At 51.0% G+C, this 15754-nt stretch carries 16 protein-coding genes; 5 read left to right on the forward strand and 11 right to left on the reverse strand.

What is annotated here, in order from left to right; all coding sequences use genetic code 11:
• Window positions 1-83 precede the first annotated feature (83 nt).
• Genes ACW9JE_RS21010 through ACW9JE_RS21025 form a run of 4 tightly spaced genes read right to left on the reverse strand, consistent with a single transcriptional unit; the run spans window position 84 to window position 5216 of the window.
• Entirely contained in the window at window positions 84-305 is a 222-nt protein-coding gene (locus ACW9JE_RS21010; RefSeq protein WP_224533666.1) for a formate dehydrogenase subunit delta, read from the reverse strand.
• Window positions 302-3184 (reverse strand): formate dehydrogenase subunit alpha, encoded by a 2883-nt coding sequence (gene fdhF / locus ACW9JE_RS21015; RefSeq protein WP_457433808.1) that lies wholly within the window; start codon window positions 3182-3184, stop codon window positions 302-304. The genes ACW9JE_RS21010 and fdhF overlap by 4 nt, the downstream gene beginning before the upstream one ends.
• The gene (locus ACW9JE_RS21020) at window positions 3181-4740 is read right to left on the reverse strand and encodes a formate dehydrogenase beta subunit (RefSeq protein WP_224533664.1); all 1560 of its coding nucleotides are present in this window, start codon (window positions 4738-4740) and stop codon (window positions 3181-3183) included. Before ACW9JE_RS21020 ends, fdhF begins: the two co-directional genes overlap by 4 nt.
• Complete coding sequence (locus ACW9JE_RS21025) at window positions 4740-5216, reverse strand: formate dehydrogenase subunit gamma (protein WP_457433809.1); 477 nt, start codon at window positions 5214-5216, stop codon at window positions 4740-4742. The genes ACW9JE_RS21020 and ACW9JE_RS21025 overlap by 1 nt, the downstream gene beginning before the upstream one ends.
• A gap of 578 nt (window positions 5217-5794) precedes the next feature.
• Here ACW9JE_RS21025 and ACW9JE_RS21030 point away from each other — a divergent pair.
• Entirely contained in the window at window positions 5795-6907 is a 1113-nt protein-coding gene (locus ACW9JE_RS21030; RefSeq protein ID WP_457433810.1) for an RHS repeat-associated core domain-containing protein, read from the forward strand.
• Window positions 6908-7025: 118 nt separating this feature from the next.
• Complete coding sequence (locus tag ACW9JE_RS21035) at window positions 7026-7394, forward strand: PH domain-containing protein (RefSeq protein ID WP_095193791.1); 369 nt, start codon at window positions 7026-7028, stop codon at window positions 7392-7394.
• Between the two features lie 121 nt (window positions 7395-7515).
• On the opposite strand, the gene ACW9JE_RS21040 is transcribed toward ACW9JE_RS21035, so the two are convergent.
• From ACW9JE_RS21040 to ACW9JE_RS21070, 7 genes are all read right to left on the reverse strand, one after another.
• A complete protein-coding gene (locus ACW9JE_RS21040; RefSeq protein ID WP_457433811.1) occupies window positions 7516-7989 on the reverse strand; it encodes a sn-glycerol-3-phosphate transporter in 474 nt (157 codons plus the stop codon).
• A gap of 164 nt (window positions 7990-8153) precedes the next feature.
• Window positions 8154-8465 carry a DUF3077 domain-containing protein gene (locus ACW9JE_RS21045; protein ID WP_224533661.1) on the reverse strand — a complete coding sequence of 104 codons (312 nt, stop codon included), beginning with the start codon at window positions 8463-8465 and terminating at the stop codon, window positions 8154-8156.
• A 507-nt stretch (window positions 8466-8972) separates the two neighbouring features.
• Window positions 8973-9368 carry a hypothetical protein gene (locus tag ACW9JE_RS21050; protein ID WP_457433812.1) on the reverse strand — a complete coding sequence of 132 codons (396 nt, stop codon included), beginning with the start codon at window positions 9366-9368 and terminating at the stop codon, window positions 8973-8975.
• 248 nt (window positions 9369-9616) lie between these two features.
• Window positions 9617-10351, reverse strand: coding sequence for a retron Ec48 family effector membrane protein (locus ACW9JE_RS21055; RefSeq protein WP_457433813.1), 735 nt, complete (start codon window positions 10349-10351; stop codon window positions 9617-9619).
• The gene (locus tag ACW9JE_RS21060) at window positions 10344-11531 is read right to left on the reverse strand and encodes a reverse transcriptase family protein (protein ID WP_457433814.1); all 1188 of its coding nucleotides are present in this window, start codon (window positions 11529-11531) and stop codon (window positions 10344-10346) included. The genes ACW9JE_RS21055 and ACW9JE_RS21060 overlap by 8 nt, the downstream gene beginning before the upstream one ends.
• A gap of 396 nt (window positions 11532-11927) precedes the next feature.
• A complete protein-coding gene (locus ACW9JE_RS21065) occupies window positions 11928-12149 on the reverse strand; it encodes a hypothetical protein (RefSeq protein WP_457433815.1) in 222 nt (73 codons plus the stop codon).
• Window positions 12150-12355: 206 nt separating this feature from the next.
• Window positions 12356-12685 (reverse strand): hypothetical protein, encoded by a 330-nt coding sequence (locus tag ACW9JE_RS21070; protein WP_457433816.1) that lies wholly within the window; start codon window positions 12683-12685, stop codon window positions 12356-12358.
• Window positions 12686-12977: 292 nt separating this feature from the next.
• On the opposite strand from ACW9JE_RS21070, the gene ACW9JE_RS21075 reads away from it, so the two are divergent.
• From ACW9JE_RS21075 to ACW9JE_RS21085, 3 genes are all read left to right on the forward strand, one after another.
• Entirely contained in the window at window positions 12978-14297 is a 1320-nt protein-coding gene (locus tag ACW9JE_RS21075) for a DUF6538 domain-containing protein (RefSeq protein WP_028624202.1), read from the forward strand.
• Window positions 14298-14578: 281 nt separating this feature from the next.
• A complete protein-coding gene (gene mobC / locus ACW9JE_RS21080) occupies window positions 14579-14953 on the forward strand; it encodes a plasmid mobilization relaxosome protein MobC (RefSeq protein ID WP_033050921.1) in 375 nt (124 codons plus the stop codon).
• An 11-nt stretch (window positions 14954-14964) separates the two neighbouring features.
• A partial coding sequence (locus tag ACW9JE_RS21085; RefSeq protein WP_457433817.1) for a relaxase/mobilization nuclease domain-containing protein occupies window positions 14965-15754 on the forward strand: 790 nt, incomplete at its 3' end.

The following is a 15754-nucleotide window of genomic DNA, read 5'->3' on the forward strand; positions in this document are numbered from 1 at the left end:
GGGGTGTCTGAATGCCCGTGTCATCGTTGGCCTCCATCGCGAGCAAGCTCGGCTCCTACAGGGCAGGGGTAGGGGATTGGGTTTCAGGCCTCCCAGCCAGCCTCACTCACGGCTGTTTGTACGAGCGGATGCAACTCCGCCCCCTTATGTTCCGTCTGCCACGCCAGCAACTCCTTGCGCATCCCCGGCGTCCAGTACATCTGTATGTGATTCCTCACACCGAGCACTGCCTGCTGCTGGTCCGGCTCGTTGGCAAAGTACTGGGCAATCTGGTTCGCCATCTTGATCAAATTGTCCGTGCTCATCGACGTACCTCCGCTTTATCGCCCCGTGCCTGACGGCGATCCTTCAGCAAACGGTCCTGTTCATCACTAAACGCTTGATAACGTTTCTGCCACTCGGAAGGGTGATAAACGCGGCTGACCTCCACGGCCGTAACCTTATATTCCGGACAGTTGGTCGCCCAGTCGGAGTTATCGGTGGTGATCACGTTGGCCCCCGATTCCGGGAAGTGGAAGGTGGTGTACACCACGCCCGGAGCCACCCGTTCGGTCACCCGCGCACGCAACACGGTCTGGCCGCTGCGGCTGCCGATGCCGACCCAATCGCCTTCGTTGATGCCTCGGCTCTCGGCGTCGGTCGGGTGGATTTCCAGGCGGTCCTCGTCATGCCAGGCGACGTTCTCGGTACGTCGTGTCTGCGCACCGACGTTGTACTGGCTGAGGATGCGCCCGGTGGTCAGCAGCAGTGGATAACGGCTGTTGACCTTCTCTTCGGTGGGCACATAACCGGTGAGCATGAACCGCCCCTTGCCGCGCACGAACTCTTCGATGTGCATGGTCGGCGTGCCGTCCGGCGCCTGGGCGTTGCACGGCCATTGCAGGCTGCCGTGGCGCTCCAGCTCTTCATAGCTGACGTTGGTGAAGGTCGGCGTCAGGCGGGCGATTTCGTCCATGATTTCCGATGGATGCTTGTAGTCCATCCGATAGCCCAAGGCATTGGCCAGGGCCACGGTGCCTTCCCAGTCGGCCTTGCCGCCCAGTGGCTCCATCACCTTGCGCACCCGCGAGATACGGCGCTCGGCGTTGGTGAAGGTGCCGTCTTTCTCCAGGAACGAACTGCCCGGCAGGAACACGTGGGCGAACTTGGCGGTTTCGTTGAGGAAGATGTCCTGCACCACCACGCATTCCATGGCCGACAGGGCCGCGGTCACGTGCTGGGTGTTCGGGTCGCTCTGGGCGATGTCCTCGCCCTGGCAGTACAGGCCCTTGAAGCTGCCGGCCAGCGCCGACTCGAACATGTTGGGAATACGCAGGCCCGGATCGGGTTGCAGGGTGACGTTCCACGCCTGCTCGAATTCGGTGCGCACCGCCACGTTGGAAATGTGCCGGTAGCCAGGCAACTCGTGGGGGAACGATCCCATGTCGCACGAACCCTGCACGTTGTTCTGCCCACGCAACGGGTTCACGCCCACGCCTTCGCGGCCGATGTTGCCGGTGGCCATGGCGAGGTTGGCGATGCCCATCACCGAAGTACTGCCCTGGCTGTGTTCGGTCACGCCCAGGCCGTAGTAGATCGCCGCGTTGCCGCCGGTGGCGTAGAGGCGGGCTGCAGCGCGGATGTCGGCAGCCGGTACACCGCAGATCGGGCTGATGGCTTCCGGCGAGTTTTCCGCACGGCTGACAAACTCGCTCCAGCGGGCGAAATCACTGCCCTCGCAGCGGGCATCGATAAACGCCTGGTCTTGCAGGCCTTCAGTGATGATCGTGTGAGCCAAGGCGTTGAGCATTGCGACGTTGGTGCCCGGGCGCAGCGCCAGATGCACCTCGGCGCGGGCATGTACCGTGTCCACCAGGTCGATACGTCGTGGGTCGATGACGATCAAGCGCGCGCCTTCACGCAGTCGGCGTTTGAGCTGCGAAGCGAACACCGGGTGGGCATCGCTCGGGTTGGCGCCCATCACCAGCACCACGTCGGCCTGCATCACCGAGTCGAAGCTCTGGGTGCCGGCGGACTCGCCCAGGGTTTGTTTCAGGCCATAACCGGTCGGCGAGTGGCAGACCCGCGCGCAGGTGTCGACGTTGTTGTTGCCGAACGCTGCGCGTACCAGTTTCTGTACCAGATAGGTTTCTTCATTGGTGCAGCGGCTGGAGGTGATGCCGCCGATGGAATCGCGACCGTATTTCTGTTGCAAACGACGCATTTCACTGGCGGCGTAGTTCACCGCTTCATCCCAGCTGACTTCCTGCCACGGATCGCTGATGTTCTTGCGGATCATCGGTTTGGTGATGCGATCCGGGTGAGTGGCGTAGCCCCAGGCAAAACGCCCTTTGACGCAGGAGTGGCCGTGGTTGGCCTGGCCGTTCTTGTCCGGAACCATGCGCACCAGTTGGTCGCCCTTCATCTCGGCGCGGAACGAACAGCCCACACCGCAATAGGCGCAGGTGGTGATCACGGCGCGCTCAGGCTGACCGAGCTCGACCACGCTTTTTTCCATCAGCGTCGCGGTCGGGCAGGCCTGCACACAGGCGCCGCAAGACACGCATTCGGAATCAAGGAAATCCTCGCCACCAGCCGCCGAAATCCGCGACTCGAAACCACGCCCGGTGACAGTCAGGGCAAAGGTGCCCTGGGTTTCTTCACAGGCGCGCACGCAGCGGTTGCAGACGATGCATTTGCTCGGGTCGTAATCGAAATACGGGTTGGAGGTGTCCTTCACATCCTTCAGATGGTTCTCGCCTTCGTAGCCGTAGCGCACCTCGCGCAGGCCGACCTGGCCCGCCACGGTTTGCAGCTCGCAGTTACCGTTGGCCGAGCAGGTCAGGCAGTCCAGCGGGTGATCGGAGATGTACAGCTCCATGACGTTGCGGCGCAGGGTCGCCAGCTTCGGCGTCTGGGTGTGCACGGTCATGCCTTCGGTGACAGGCGTGGTGCAGGACGCGGGATAACCGCGCATGCCGTCGATCTCCACCAGGCACATGCGGCACGAGCCGAAGGCTTCCAGGCTGTCGGTGGCGCAAAGCTTGGGAATGGTAGTGCCCATCAGCGCAGCGGCGCGCATCACCGAAGTACCTTCGGGCACTGTGATGCTGCGACCGTCGATGTTCAGGGTGATCTGCACATCGCTCTCGCGAGCGGGTGTGCCGAGATCCATATCGGTTTTCGGATCGAATACAGTGATCATTGCTCGGCCTCCGAGGCTTGCAGGCCGAAGTCGGCGGGGAAGTACTTGAGGGCGCTGGCGACCGGATAAGAAGTCATGCCGCCCAACGCGCACAGCGAACCGTATTGCAGGGTGTCGCACAGATCCTTGAGGATGATCGCCTGCTCGTCGCGACCGCTCTGGTCCGGTGCTGCGAGCAGACGGTCGATCACCTCGACGCCGCGGGTCGAGCCGATCCGGCAAGGGGTGCATTTGCCACAAGATTCTTCGGCGCAGAACTGCAACGCAAAGCGCGCCATGTGCGCCATATCGAGGCTGTCATCCGCGACCACCACGCCACCGTGACCGAGCATCGCACCCATGGCAGCGAAGGCTTCGTAATCCAAAGGCGTATCGAATTGCGACGGCGGCACCCAGGTGCCCAGCGGGCCGCCCACTTGTGCAGCCTTAAGCGGTCGACCACTGGCGGTGCCTCCGCCGTAACCATCCACCAGCTCGCGCAGAGTCAGGCCAAACGCCCGCTCCACCAGCCCGCCATGACGAATATTGCCCGCCAGTTGGAACGGCATCGTGCCCAGGGAACGGCCCATGCCGTAATCGCGATAGAACTGCGCACCCTTGGCCAGAATCAGCGGCACCGAGGCCAGCGTCAGCACGTTGTGCACCAGCGTCGGCAAGCCGAACAAACCTTTGAGCGCCGGAATCGGCGGCTTGGCACGAACCAGCCCGCGCTTGCCTTCCAGCGAGTCCAGCAGCGCGGTTTCTTCACCGCAGATGTACGCACCGGCACCGACGCGCACTTCCAGATCGAACGCCTGCCCGCTGCCGCCGACATTCGCGCCCAAGTAACCGGCCTCACGCGCGAGGTTCAGCGCCTGGCGCAAGGTGGCCACGGCATCCGGGTATTCCGAGCGCACATAGATATAGCCGAAGGTGGCGCCGGTGCAGAGACCGGCAATGGCCATGCCTTCGATCAGCAGGAAAGGGTCGCCTTCCATCAGCATGCGGTCGGCGAAGGTGCCGGAGTCGCCTTCGTCGGCGTTGCACACGATGTACTTCTGCACAGCCTCAGCGCTACGCACCGTGCGCCACTTGATCCCGGCAGGGAAGGCCGCGCCGCCACGGCCACGCAGGCCCGAATCGAAAACAGCGGTCGCAGTCTGCTCGCCGCCAATGGCAACAGCCCGACTCAAACCCTCGAAACCGCCATGAGCTCGGTAATCGTCCAGGGACAGCGGCCGGGTAATGCCGGCGCGGGCGAACAGCAGGCGTTGTTGAGTCTTGAGATAAGGCAACTCTTCCACCAGGCCCAAGGCCAGTGGATGGCTGGAGGAGGGGGCTTGCAGCGCCTCGAGCACGGACGGCACGTCGGCCGCCGTCAGCGGACCGAAGCCGATCCGGCCTTGCGGGCTGTCCACTTCCAGAAGCGGTTCCAGCCAGTACAGGCCACGGGAACTGGTGCGCTGCAGCTCCAGCGGCAAATTGCGTTCTTTGGCCTGAGTGATCAGCGCCGTGGACACCTCATCGGCGCCAACCGCACGGGCCAGCGAATCGGTCGACAGATAAAGAGTCGGCATCACGCGTCCTCCCGGCAAGTATCGAGCAGGGCATCCAGACGTTCGGCACTGAGCCGCGCATGCACCCGGCCATCGAGCTCCAGCGCCGGCGAACAGGCGCAAGCGCCCAGGCAATACACCGGCCGCAAACTGATGCTGCCATCGGTGCTGCTGCCGTGGTCATCCAGTTGCAGACGATCGCGCAACTGCGCCGCCAACTGCTCGGCCCCGCGGCTCTTGCACGACTCGGCGCGGCACAAGCGCAGAATATGGCGGGCCGGCGGCGCGGTACGGAAGTCATGGTAGAAGCTGATCACCCCGCGAACCTCGGCCTGACTCTGGTTCAGCGCATGGGCAATCTCGGGGACGGCGGCATCGGGGATAAAGCCGATGCGCTCCTGAATATCATGAAGAATCGGCAACAGCGCGCCGGGAGTGCCCTTATGGCGCTCCAGCAGAGTGTCGACCACAGACAGGTGCAAACTCTCATCAGGCATTCAGCAATCCTCACGGTCACGGACAAACCCTATGGTTGTCGGTTGTCCGAAAGTGTCGGCTGCGGCATTCACACCACGTCACGGTATCGTGGCTTCGGCCGGTGGCCAGGGCACCCTTGGCGGGCATCTTGTTGTGCCCGGCACGGTCTTCGCCGTGCCTCGTAAAGGGCATTAAGGCAGCTTGCCACGGCGCTTTTTCTATACCAGCACAAAAGCGACGTGTTCGGTTCTGCCTACGACTATCCATTGAGTCTAGATGAGCGTGGTGCGGGGGATATGCTCAACGACGCAATGCCCGGGAAGGGCTTGTCGATGGGGGATATATAACTAGGGTTGTGTGTCAGAAAAAAGCATCAGATTTGGGGGTAAAACCGGGGATCAGAAACGTTAATACACCCCGGGATGCGACGAGGGCCTGCTTTCGTGCTTTAACTTTTGGAATGCCTCTCCGAGCGGAACGTCGCGAGTGACATGGAACAGCTATGGAATTTTGGAGACTCAGGCCTAGCAGTTCTGGTAGTGGGCAACGATTGAAAAAAATACGATGCTGGTCATAAGCATCGTTTAGAGAATCGACAATGCCAACGTCATTTCGTGTAATCCCGTTGTGTCGATATCACTACGACCCACTGGATCGCTTGGTCGAGAGCAAATCTCTCAGTCAATCCGCTATTCAGCGTTTCTACTGCAAAACCCGCTTGGCCACCGAAATCCATGACACGGGCCAGCACATTTTCTTCCAATTTGATGAACAGCTTTTGGCGCAACAAAAGCACTCAGATTCCAGTGTTGGAACCAGTCTGCTGGTAACTGATCAGCAGCGATCGGTGCTTGTCGCCATCGACAAGACACGACCTCATGCATTTGCCTATACACCCTATGGTTACCGTCACGCGGAAAGCAGTTTGCTTGGCCTGCTCGGATACAACGGCGAACGACCGGACGTGACGACTGGGCACTATCATTTGGGCAATGGCTACCGGCAGTTCAATCCGATTTTGATGCGCTTTAATCGTCCGGACAGTTTGAGCCCGTTCGGAAAAGGCGGGTTGAATGCTTACGGATATTGCGCAGGCAATCCCCCTAATCGAATCGATCCCTCGGGGCGGGTAAGTCTCATTGCAATGAAGGCTTATTTACTTGGAACAGTGGCCAAACCCTATAAGCCCTTACACATAAAGATCCAGCAAGAATTTGGCGAAATGCTGATGCCCTTGCACCGGCCTCAACCTCCCTTGACAGCCACCGAGATGGTTGCAAGAAGAAGGCGGTCCGCGCCATCACTCATTCAGTTTGATAACAACCAAAATCCCAATTTTGCAGACACCTTGATTGGAATGCATGGCTCCGATGTCAAAAATCACAATAGCCTGATTTTTGGCCTCGATCTCGATCGGCAAGGGCGGAATCCCCGCGCCACAGAAGGTGCCGGGCTGTATACCAGCCCGTTCAAGAAAACCGCGGCGAGGTACTCAAGGCAAAGGGAGGGCGGCGTTTTGGGGGTTTATACAAGAAATGCTGATGCGTTGAAGCGGGGTAGAGATATTGACTTCAGTGCAATCGAAAGTAGTGATACGCCAAATGATGTTCAAGTGATCATAAGAGCCAATGCGTTCAGTCGAGTGCATGTAAAACGCTTGGATGTACGGGACCGAGTCATATTTCCACGGTCTCATGAAGCGCCATTTTGATGTTCTGGTTTACGCTAAGTGATCGGCGGCTTGATGCCTCTATGGGGCCTGCAATATCGAGCGAAATCCGCTATGAAGTCAGGCTCAAGCCGTTCATTTCATTAACAAGGAAAGCCAGATGATTGATTTCAACAACAAAGGATTCTTCAAACTCAAGCAAAACGACGAATACGCCGAACGCGTGTCCGCCTTGCTGATCGACGGCGAACACGTCATCGATGCCTACAAATCCATGCGCGACGGCGTGGTCTTTACCAACAAACGCATCATCTCGGTCAACGTCCAGGGCATCACCGGCAGCAAGAAAGACTTCACCTCATTGCCGTACAAAAACATCGTGGCGTACTCGGTGGAAACCTCAGGCACCTTCGACCTGGATTCCGAGCTGGAGATTTACTTCTCATCGCTTGGGAAAGTGAAATTCGAATTCACCGGCAAGACGTCGATGGTGGAAGTGTCGAAGCTGATATCTCAGCATTTGCTTTGATCTGACCGGCTGCCCGACTGACGAGCGCCCATAAAAGCCCCGAAACCCCGGGGCTAGCCCTGATGCCTGTCAGTTAAGCCAAACGCAGGCCCCGCCAGCCACTACACACCTCGCAAACACCCTAAAACCGCAACCCCACATTCACCATCCCGGCCGCCGCACCCAACACCACAAACTCAGCCGCCACCGGCCCCCAATGGGCACCAAACGACGGAATGATCACCGGCGCGACCCCAAAATGATTCAGCGGAATCTTGTCGTCGTACTCACCCTTGTAACCCTCGATCAAACCACCGCTCAGCTTCACGTAAACCGGATACTGCTCATCCTCCCAGACCTTGCCCAGGTAGGCGTAATAAGAGCGCTGATAAAACGAATTCTTGAACGTCGCCGCGCCCCACAGCAAACCATCGCCGTAGATACGCTCCACGCCGACCAATTCCTGATGGTTGTTGTGTTCGGGGTCGTGGGTCCAGTGTTTGGTGTAGGCACTGGTCTGCACGTACCAGTAACCGTCCTGACCCTTATCGTCCGCCGCAAACACCGCGAGGCTGACGGCAAAACACATGATGCCGGTGAGCGGCGCCCTGATCATCTGCGGTCCCTCGTCGAATGGTCATTTGACCTTAGATTCGTATGGGGGAAACGCCAGTGATGGGGACCGATGGCCGATGTTGTGCACACATTCACAACACGGGGGAGCAACAGTGATCTGAAAGCCCCGATTCACTCGGGGCTAACCTCACTGCGATACAACGACTATTCCTCAGCCTGCGCCTCAGCCCGTTTCGGTGTCGGCACAGCCGTCCGATCCCGCGTCAACACCTTCACCGCATCATCGACCAGCGCCTTACTCATCGCCGTCAAATAATGCGCCGCCCAGGCGTGATAATCCGTGTCCCTGATAAAAGCCGAGTCCTTGGTCAGCGCCTTGGCAAGAAACAGAAAATCGGAAGCCATGCTCAACGCATCACCGAGCGGGACGTCGCGAGTGACATGGAACAACGGTTGATCCGCGCAATAGATCGCGGGTGTCAGGCCGATGGTTTTGAGTTCGGGTTGTTCGGTCATTGGCCACCTCCGGTGAGGGAGAGGCAATGGGGGAGGGGGTTACGCGATTGGGGATTGCGTAGAGGGAAAGGCCAGGTTTTGTACGGATTTCTAGTGCACATGATCTAACTCCTTGATTACCGGAGCTGCCACGAGCCTTCTCACGGGCTTGGGTGACAGCCGTGCGTGGGGTGAGAAACCGGCAATCAAGGAAACCGGTAGACCCGAAGGTCTCCCACGCACAGCCGCCATAAAGCCTTATCGCGGACGAAAAAAAACGCCACGACAGGTTTTGGGGCGCTTTGCGCCTTGATTGTTTCGGGCTCTCACACCCGGTCGCTGAATTGGCAGCGACGGGTGAAAGAGTATCCTGCGAATCTCGTTGCTGCAACCTCAGAAACTATTGGTACCAATTAGCGTCAATGCAGAAATAAAAGATTGATTTGTCAGTACACAATCGAAGGCAACCAACATCCTGCTATATCGTTATTTGACATTTAGAATATGTAGGATGTTTGAAGGTGAGTTCTATCTAGCATCTCGATCACGAAGTATGTTGTGAATCTCTTCCAGGGCGTTATTTTGCCTTTGTTCGAATTCGTTTGGTTTTTCATACATGTTAAGTGAAGAGAATCCCAATATTAACCCTGCGACACCTATGAGAAGGGAAAATACATCCATTTTTCCGTGCAGCCAGAACCAAAAAGCAGCAAAAGCAAGTGCTAATGCTGAAAAAGCCCAAATTGGGATGAATCTTCTGAATTTAGCAGTTTTTTCCTTGTTAAGGTTACGACGCCTGTGTTTTTCTTCTTCAATTAGTTCTTCGTTGCTGCAGTGTATAAGAAGTTTATACGATGGCGAGTTGTCGTTAATCGTAAGGTCGCCGTGAATATTGATGTCTCTTCCTGATTTTATGTCTTTCATGTTCTGTATCGTTTGGTTTTAAGTTTGTTGATGGGGGGGTTAATTGCCAAAGCATTTAGTGCAGAAGATGTCTAACTGACGTGGGGTTTCAGCGGCCGTTTCAGAGGGAGGGTCATCCGTTTCCACAGTTAAGGCGACTTAGTCATCATGGAGCTATTAAATTGTTTGTGAGAAAGCTTGTCGTTAATTGATTTTTGAAAGTGGCGGATTGGCTTAAAAAGGAAAGCTAAGGTAAATCTGCCATTTTTTTATATGTATTTTCTCTTGATGATTGTTGGGACAATATCTGAGTAGCAAAATGACTTGTTTACGGTAATTATCAAGGAAAATATCTGGTCTTCAATTTCGTAAAACTCGTTTCTAGGTTGGTGCGTCAGGACGATTCCGATATTTTTAAGACATTGAATAATGCGCTCTTGATGCGGGCGATACCGAAACGATCCATCTACTACTTTTTCAGATTGGGAATTGGACTTTTTTATCTCGTCATTAATTAAATTGACTAATAATACGTAATCGGGCGATACAGTTGTTAGTCCGGATCTTGACTTGAAGAATATTGCGTTGTACCAAAGGAAGGTGTCGATGGATGACGCCGAAAGCCGATCTCTCTTTGAGATCTCGTTGCTCAAATAACTTTGGAATATAGAAAAGTGCGAGATGTGGTTGCTTAGTGCGGTTGCGCCAACGCTATTCAAATAACTTAAAAGCGCAACTATAATGCCGCCTACGGTAGCTAAAGCCACTAAAAGGTTCAATGTTTCTTTAAGTATAAGCAAGGGTTGGCTGTAAACTTTCAATGTGTCTTTTACGCAAGCATTTGTAAAACAAAACTCTTTAGAGAATACTGCTTCAGAGAAGCCGGTTTTAATGAAGATAACAAGGCTGACTGAGAAACCACAAAAAGCCACAGTGCCAAGGGTGAAAATTAATGCCCCTAATGTAGGGTAGGTTCTTAGACTCTGATTGAGTTTTTTAATCATAGTTAGGCCTAAGTGGCTGTATTCTTCTTCTTAATTCTTTTGTAACGCAAGGGAAGGACCGCTTTAAGATGTTTAACCGTTCGTGTGCTGTATAGAATCGACGGTTGTACCAGTATGTGTCCTTTTTTGTTGAATAGTCTTTCTCGAGTCTGGAAACTATTTTCTTGGCGCGTTCTATATCTTTTTTTGAGGGTAGCGGATATACCTTTAGTAAGCGCGCTATCAAGCTTTCGTGCTTCTCGTGGTTTACGCGACTAAGTTTGTTCACGCGTCCCATACATCGATTAAAATCGTGCCGATAAGCATGGGTCGTTCTGTAGCCACGTTCAGAGGCTAAAGTCTCTATATTCTTTACAGCTGTCCGTATTCGAGCTACTTCGTCTGATGGAAGGCGCGGCTGTTTAAATGCTATGCGGAGCCCGTGTACTGTTAGCGGTTCGCTTGAAGTGTATTGAATCTTCGTCTTTTTTTGATTTAGAGGAAGTTCTTTTTGTGAAAGCATTCCTTTTACTAAGTCTAAGGCGTAGCTAAAGTCATAGTTTGATATTTTTGAAGAAATTGTTATGTCGTCGACGAGTCGTGTATAGACAAGGTTTTTTCGTTGCAGCTTTTCAACTACATATCCTTCCACATCATATAGCACTAGACTTGCTAAGTAGCTAGAAGTTAGTGCTCCCTGCACAATATGATCATTCATGCAGCATATTTTGCTTAAGGTTTCCGATACTTCAGGGCCGAATTTGAGGAAATTTAGGAATATGTCATGTACAAAAATTCTGTGAATATTGTCAAAGAAATCTTTTATGTCGACTTTCAAGATGCTTTTTGCGCCGCAATGCTTTGCTGCGCACGACACATAGTCCTTGTTTATCCATTCTTCATTTTCGTTGGATTGATTAGGGATTGAGCCGTATAGATGGTCAGGCCACCGTATAATATTTGCGTTTGAAAAAATTCTTTTATTAAGGCGACGCTGAATTTTACGAATGCGAAAATCAGGATTGAATATTTTTCTTAAACTGCCATCACTTTTTTCTACCGAGGACGATTGATATTTTTCATCTTCCGGTAGGTTTTTCGCAAAGACTAGCTCTTGCATTGTGATGTCTAATGCTCGGCATAGGTTTTCCTCGCTTGCAATAGACTCAGTTGAAATTTTTTTAGGGTTTAAGGCGATCAATAGCTAAATTCCGTTTTAAAAATAGATTTAGCCAACCCATACGCTAGGGTTCAGTGAAGGATGTTGCATTCATCGACCTAGATCTCTGGCAGCTGCCATCCTTCACATGGCTAAATCTACCGTTCCAAGCTCCTCCGGGTTAGGAGGGGGCGGAGGTGCGGGGCTCCCTCCGGACATGTCTACAAATATGCAATCTTGTAAACGCTCCATTTAAAGAGCAAAACCAGGATCATTGAGTGTCGACTGCTGCATGTAAGCGGTACGCTTATGCGAGCACGATCCTATACTTTTTGATGTGGGAAAGCAACTGGCCACTATTGGCGGCAAAAACTTCATTAAAAACAATGGGCTAGCAGGTAGGGTGCGCCGTACTTTGCGAGCGTACTACGCTTGTGGTTATGGATTGATGCCGTTTTTTGCATTCAAGTATTCTTCCGCAGCTTGAAGGGCCTGCACCGCCTCTCGTTCTTGGTCACTACCAACCAGAACGCTTAAAAGAATATTGATGATGTGCTCCATTCCTAGCGTTTCTACTGTTTTTGGGGAAATGATGCTGTACATCAGGCTTTCGGATGAGGCGGGGGCGATTTTTTTCGAGGTAATAAGCTCGCTATCCATACATTATCCTGGCGTATCAAAAAATTTGTTTTGGTCTATTCGCTAGTAAGGCATCGAGGCTGAGCGAGATTTGTCAATCCGGATCAGATCCTATCATTTGATTTAAAGGATGCGAGTAAAAAGTACTCTTGAGCAAAAAATGATCGATTGCTGGAAGTGGCATAGAGCGCGCCAGCTATTGGAATGTCCTAGAAAATGAGGGTTTCTCATTGAATATCTTTCAAATAGTCCTTTAGCGCATTCAACGGGGCACTAAGCTGCTCCATAACCTGAATCCCAGCAAACTCCCCCACCAACCTCCCCAACTCCCGCCCCAACGGCTTATCCACACCCCCAACCGCCTCCAACGCCAACCCCACGCACTCACCCACCTTCACCTGAATCCCCTCAACATCCCCACGCCGCACCAGCAGCTCAAACACATCCCGCTGGTAATCACCCATCACCAGGTCATCACGCAAAATCGGGCTTTGGTCTTCGGTTTCGTAGGCGAGTTTGAGGGAGTAGAGGGCGACGGTTTCCAGGTGTAATTCCATGGGGGGAATCCTTGTGAAAGGGTCGAGCTGGGGTGAAGTGTGGAAAGAGAAAAGCGATCGCCAGCAAGCTGGCTCCTACAGAGGGTGGTGGCGTGCAGGGGCTTTTTTGGGGGCGAAAAAAAAGGCCTTGCTAAGCAAGACCTTTCTTAAACTTGGTGCCCCGAGGGAGACTCGAACTCCCTCAAAAACATCATAAGACCCAGCAATGCCGCGAGTTTAAAGGCTTTCAGTGGCTTTGGGTAGAAATTTTGGGTAGAATTTTGGGTAGAAATGACTAGCGAAGGCTTTTGCTATGACCGATTTTTTAGTCCTGAAATCCGGCACCTACTACGTCCGTCTGGACGTTCCAGAAGACGCACGGGAAGCCTTTTCCGGGCGTAAGGTTTTGACTAAAAGCCTCAAAACTGGCAATCGTTCGGAAGCCCATATTTTCAAACTACGATGGTTGCAGCAGTGGAAAACCGAAATCGAAAAAGCCCGTAGGGGTGAAATCGGCAATTTCCGTGATGATGTTCTTCAAATAGTTGAAAAGCATCAAAGGGCCATAAACCAAGATAAAATTAAGGGGAAACCCGCAAACAATGAAACAAAAATGGGTTTTGAAGTAATCCAATATACACAAGATAAGAAGTTAAGCATCGACCTTGTTAATGAAGCAATTGATATTGCAGCAGGTCGTTCGGACTACTCACCAAAAACCCCATTTTTCAAAAGTCGCCTTGATGGTTTCTATAACTATGAATTAAATCAACGAAAAGTAGACTTGAATACAGTTGATAGACATATAAAGAGAATTAAAGCACTTGATGCCTTTTTGAAAGCTGAGGACTTATTGCTGGATTATGAGGCAGTTGCTTCATTCTTGATTTCAAAAAATCTGGAATCGAAGACAAAGAAACAATATTTGTTTTCGTTTAATGCCTTCTATAATTTCTTGATTAAAAAAGAACCACCATTCAAAGAACGTTATCCAATCAATCCTTTCAAAAGTCATGAATTGAGCCAAGTTAGACGTGGAACACTCAAAAAAGATGAAAGACGTGCTTTTACGGCGGAAGAGGTTGAAACCTTGCATAGTAAAGCAGTTGAAAAAGGAAAGCGTCAATTAGCCGATTTGATTAAGATAGCGGCCTATACGGGAGCACGCATTGAAGAAATATGCCGTTTAAAAACATCGTCAGTTGTTAAAGAGGATGGTGTGGATTGTTTTCATATTACAGAAGGTAAAACACAAGCATCCGTTCGTTTTGTGCCAATTCATCCGGTTCTCATGGAAACGGTCAAACGGCTTGTTAGTTCATCGGACGATGGGTATTTGTTGAAGACAAGCAAAGGTGGGAAGTATGAAACCAAATCGAAAGGTTTAGGTAATCAATTTTCAATCTTCAAGACAGATTTAGGTTTTGATAAAAAATGTGTTTTCCATAGCATTCGCAAAACTGTAATCACTACATTAGAGCGTGCTGATGTTAAGAACCTTGTCATCATTTCGTTGGTTGGCCACAAAGCTGATGGACTGCTAAGAATGACTTTCGATAGATATTCGGAAGGCCCAACCCCAGCATCTAAAATGGATGCTGTTAAACACCTACAATATAAATTCTCAGTATAATTTTTTATTGTTGTCATCATTCATGAGGCTACCTAATTAGGTGGCCTTTTTAATGCCTGCTATACGTTGCTATACACTTTCATTCTTTGTTATCTGGCTTATTGAAAGCTATACAACTTGAAAACATTTTAATATATGTTAACTTGATATTAGTAGTTCGAAAACATTACAGGCGAGCAATGTAAATGTATAGCAAGTTCACTTCGTTCACTTACTAACATTTACGCTCGATTTTTCGCACTACGTTTGAAAAATGTATAGCAATCAATATGGAGGATTGTATGAGTGATAAAGAAAGAAAAAGTAATCAGTTAAATTTTAGACTTCCAAAAGATGATATTCAGCTACTCGAAACACAAAGAGCAGCATTAAAGATGACACAGGTAAAATTTATTTCCCATATTATAAATAATGGAATAAATGAAGTCATAGAAGTATGTAGTCCAAAGTTAAGAGAGGATATAGTCACCATTGAAAAAATATTCAGTCAGATTGGCAATAACCTTAATCAAATAGCAGCAGCGTTGAATTCAGGGAAGCAACCAAACCAAGACATTTTAGATGTTCTGAGCAAATTAGATAAGAACATGGGCGTATTGACAAATAGACTTGAAAGTTTGAAAAAGGAGAAAATAACAATCAAAGGCGATATATGATAAGGAAAAGATTGAGCACCCAGAAAAGCAGGTCAGGAGTATATAAGGCTTCTAAATACTTTCACAAAGATGAGGGATGTGTATTGTTCGAAAGCAACATCTACACACCTATGAACTCATCCAAAAGACAAATTGCGAATGCTATTGCAACATCCATCGAAAATGATGTTGCTGTTAGAACAAAGGGCAGAAAGCAATCAGTTAGAAGTCAGCACGATATGGTCAGCTTTCATACCAATGATAACGTTACCCCTGAACAAGCGAAGCAGATAGTAAAAGAACTCTATGAACAAACGCACAACCTTTCAAATAGAAAGTATGCGTTGGGTATTCACATTGATACAGATGAGGTTCATGTTCATATTGTGTGGGCTTTAAAAGATTTTAATGGCAAGTGTTACAACGTCAGCAATGACTACCGTGTTATTGAAAGAGAATGTGAAAAGCTTGAACAAAAATACAATCTAATAGTTCCCGAAAATCGAATTTCAAGAGACATGGATGAACTCGACAAAATAAAAGAGCTAACACTGCAAGATAAGAAAGACATTATCAACAAGAAATACAAAGACAAGCATCCATCAACAAAAGAAAGAATGCTTGACGTTCGTGGCGTTATTTCTAACAAGAAACAAATGAAAGACGCTTTGAGTGATTTCCTTAACAATGCTTCCAGCCCATCCGACTTCATCAACCAGATAACCGAGAATGGTTTCAATGTCATTCACAATGGCAAATCATCTTTCTCCATTCAACATGAAGACCAGATATTCAAAGCATCCGAGCTTGGCCTATCTTACA

It is taken from the genome of Pseudomonas sp. SDO55104_S430, assembly GCF_054070595.1.

Bases quoted from the DNA above. Each gene is read 5' to 3' on its own strand.
- ACW9JE_RS21020 (WP_224533664.1), bottom strand. From the start codon at position 4,740: ATGCCGACTCTTTATCTGTCGACCGATTCGCTGGCCCGTGCGGTTGGC.
- ACW9JE_RS21030 (WP_457433810.1), top strand. From the start codon at position 5,795: ATGCCAACGTCATTTCGTGTAATCCCGTTGTGTCGATATCACTACGAC.
- ACW9JE_RS21050 (WP_457433812.1), bottom strand. From the start codon at position 9,368: ATGAAAGACATAAAATCAGGAAGAGACATCAATATTCACGGCGACCTT.
- ACW9JE_RS21065 (WP_457433815.1), bottom strand. From the start codon at position 12,149: ATGGATAGCGAGCTTATTACCTCGAAAAAAATCGCCCCCGCCTCATCC.
- ACW9JE_RS21055 (WP_457433813.1), bottom strand. From the start codon at position 10,351: ATGATTAAAAAACTCAATCAGAGTCTAAGAACCTACCCTACATTAGGG.
- ACW9JE_RS21040 (WP_457433811.1), bottom strand. From the start codon at position 7,989: ATGATCAGGGCGCCGCTCACCGGCATCATGTGTTTTGCCGTCAGCCTC.
- ACW9JE_RS21045 (WP_224533661.1), bottom strand. From the start codon at position 8,465: ATGACCGAACAACCCGAACTCAAAACCATCGGCCTGACACCCGCGATC.
- ACW9JE_RS21025 (WP_457433809.1), bottom strand. From the start codon at position 5,216: ATGCCTGATGAGAGTTTGCACCTGTCTGTGGTCGACACTCTGCTGGAG.
- ACW9JE_RS21035 (WP_095193791.1), top strand. From the start codon at position 7,026: ATGATTGATTTCAACAACAAAGGATTCTTCAAACTCAAGCAAAACGAC.
- ACW9JE_RS21010 (WP_224533666.1), bottom strand. From the start codon at position 305: ATGAGCACGGACAATTTGATCAAGATGGCGAACCAGATTGCCCAGTAC.
- fdhF (WP_457433808.1), bottom strand. From the start codon at position 3,184: ATGATCACTGTATTCGATCCGAAAACCGATATGGATCTCGGCACACCC.
- ACW9JE_RS21070 (WP_457433816.1), bottom strand. From the start codon at position 12,685: ATGGAATTACACCTGGAAACCGTCGCCCTCTACTCCCTCAAACTCGCC.
- ACW9JE_RS21075 (WP_028624202.1), top strand. From the start codon at position 12,978: ATGACCGATTTTTTAGTCCTGAAATCCGGCACCTACTACGTCCGTCTG.
- mobC (WP_033050921.1), top strand. From the start codon at position 14,579: ATGAGTGATAAAGAAAGAAAAAGTAATCAGTTAAATTTTAGACTTCCA.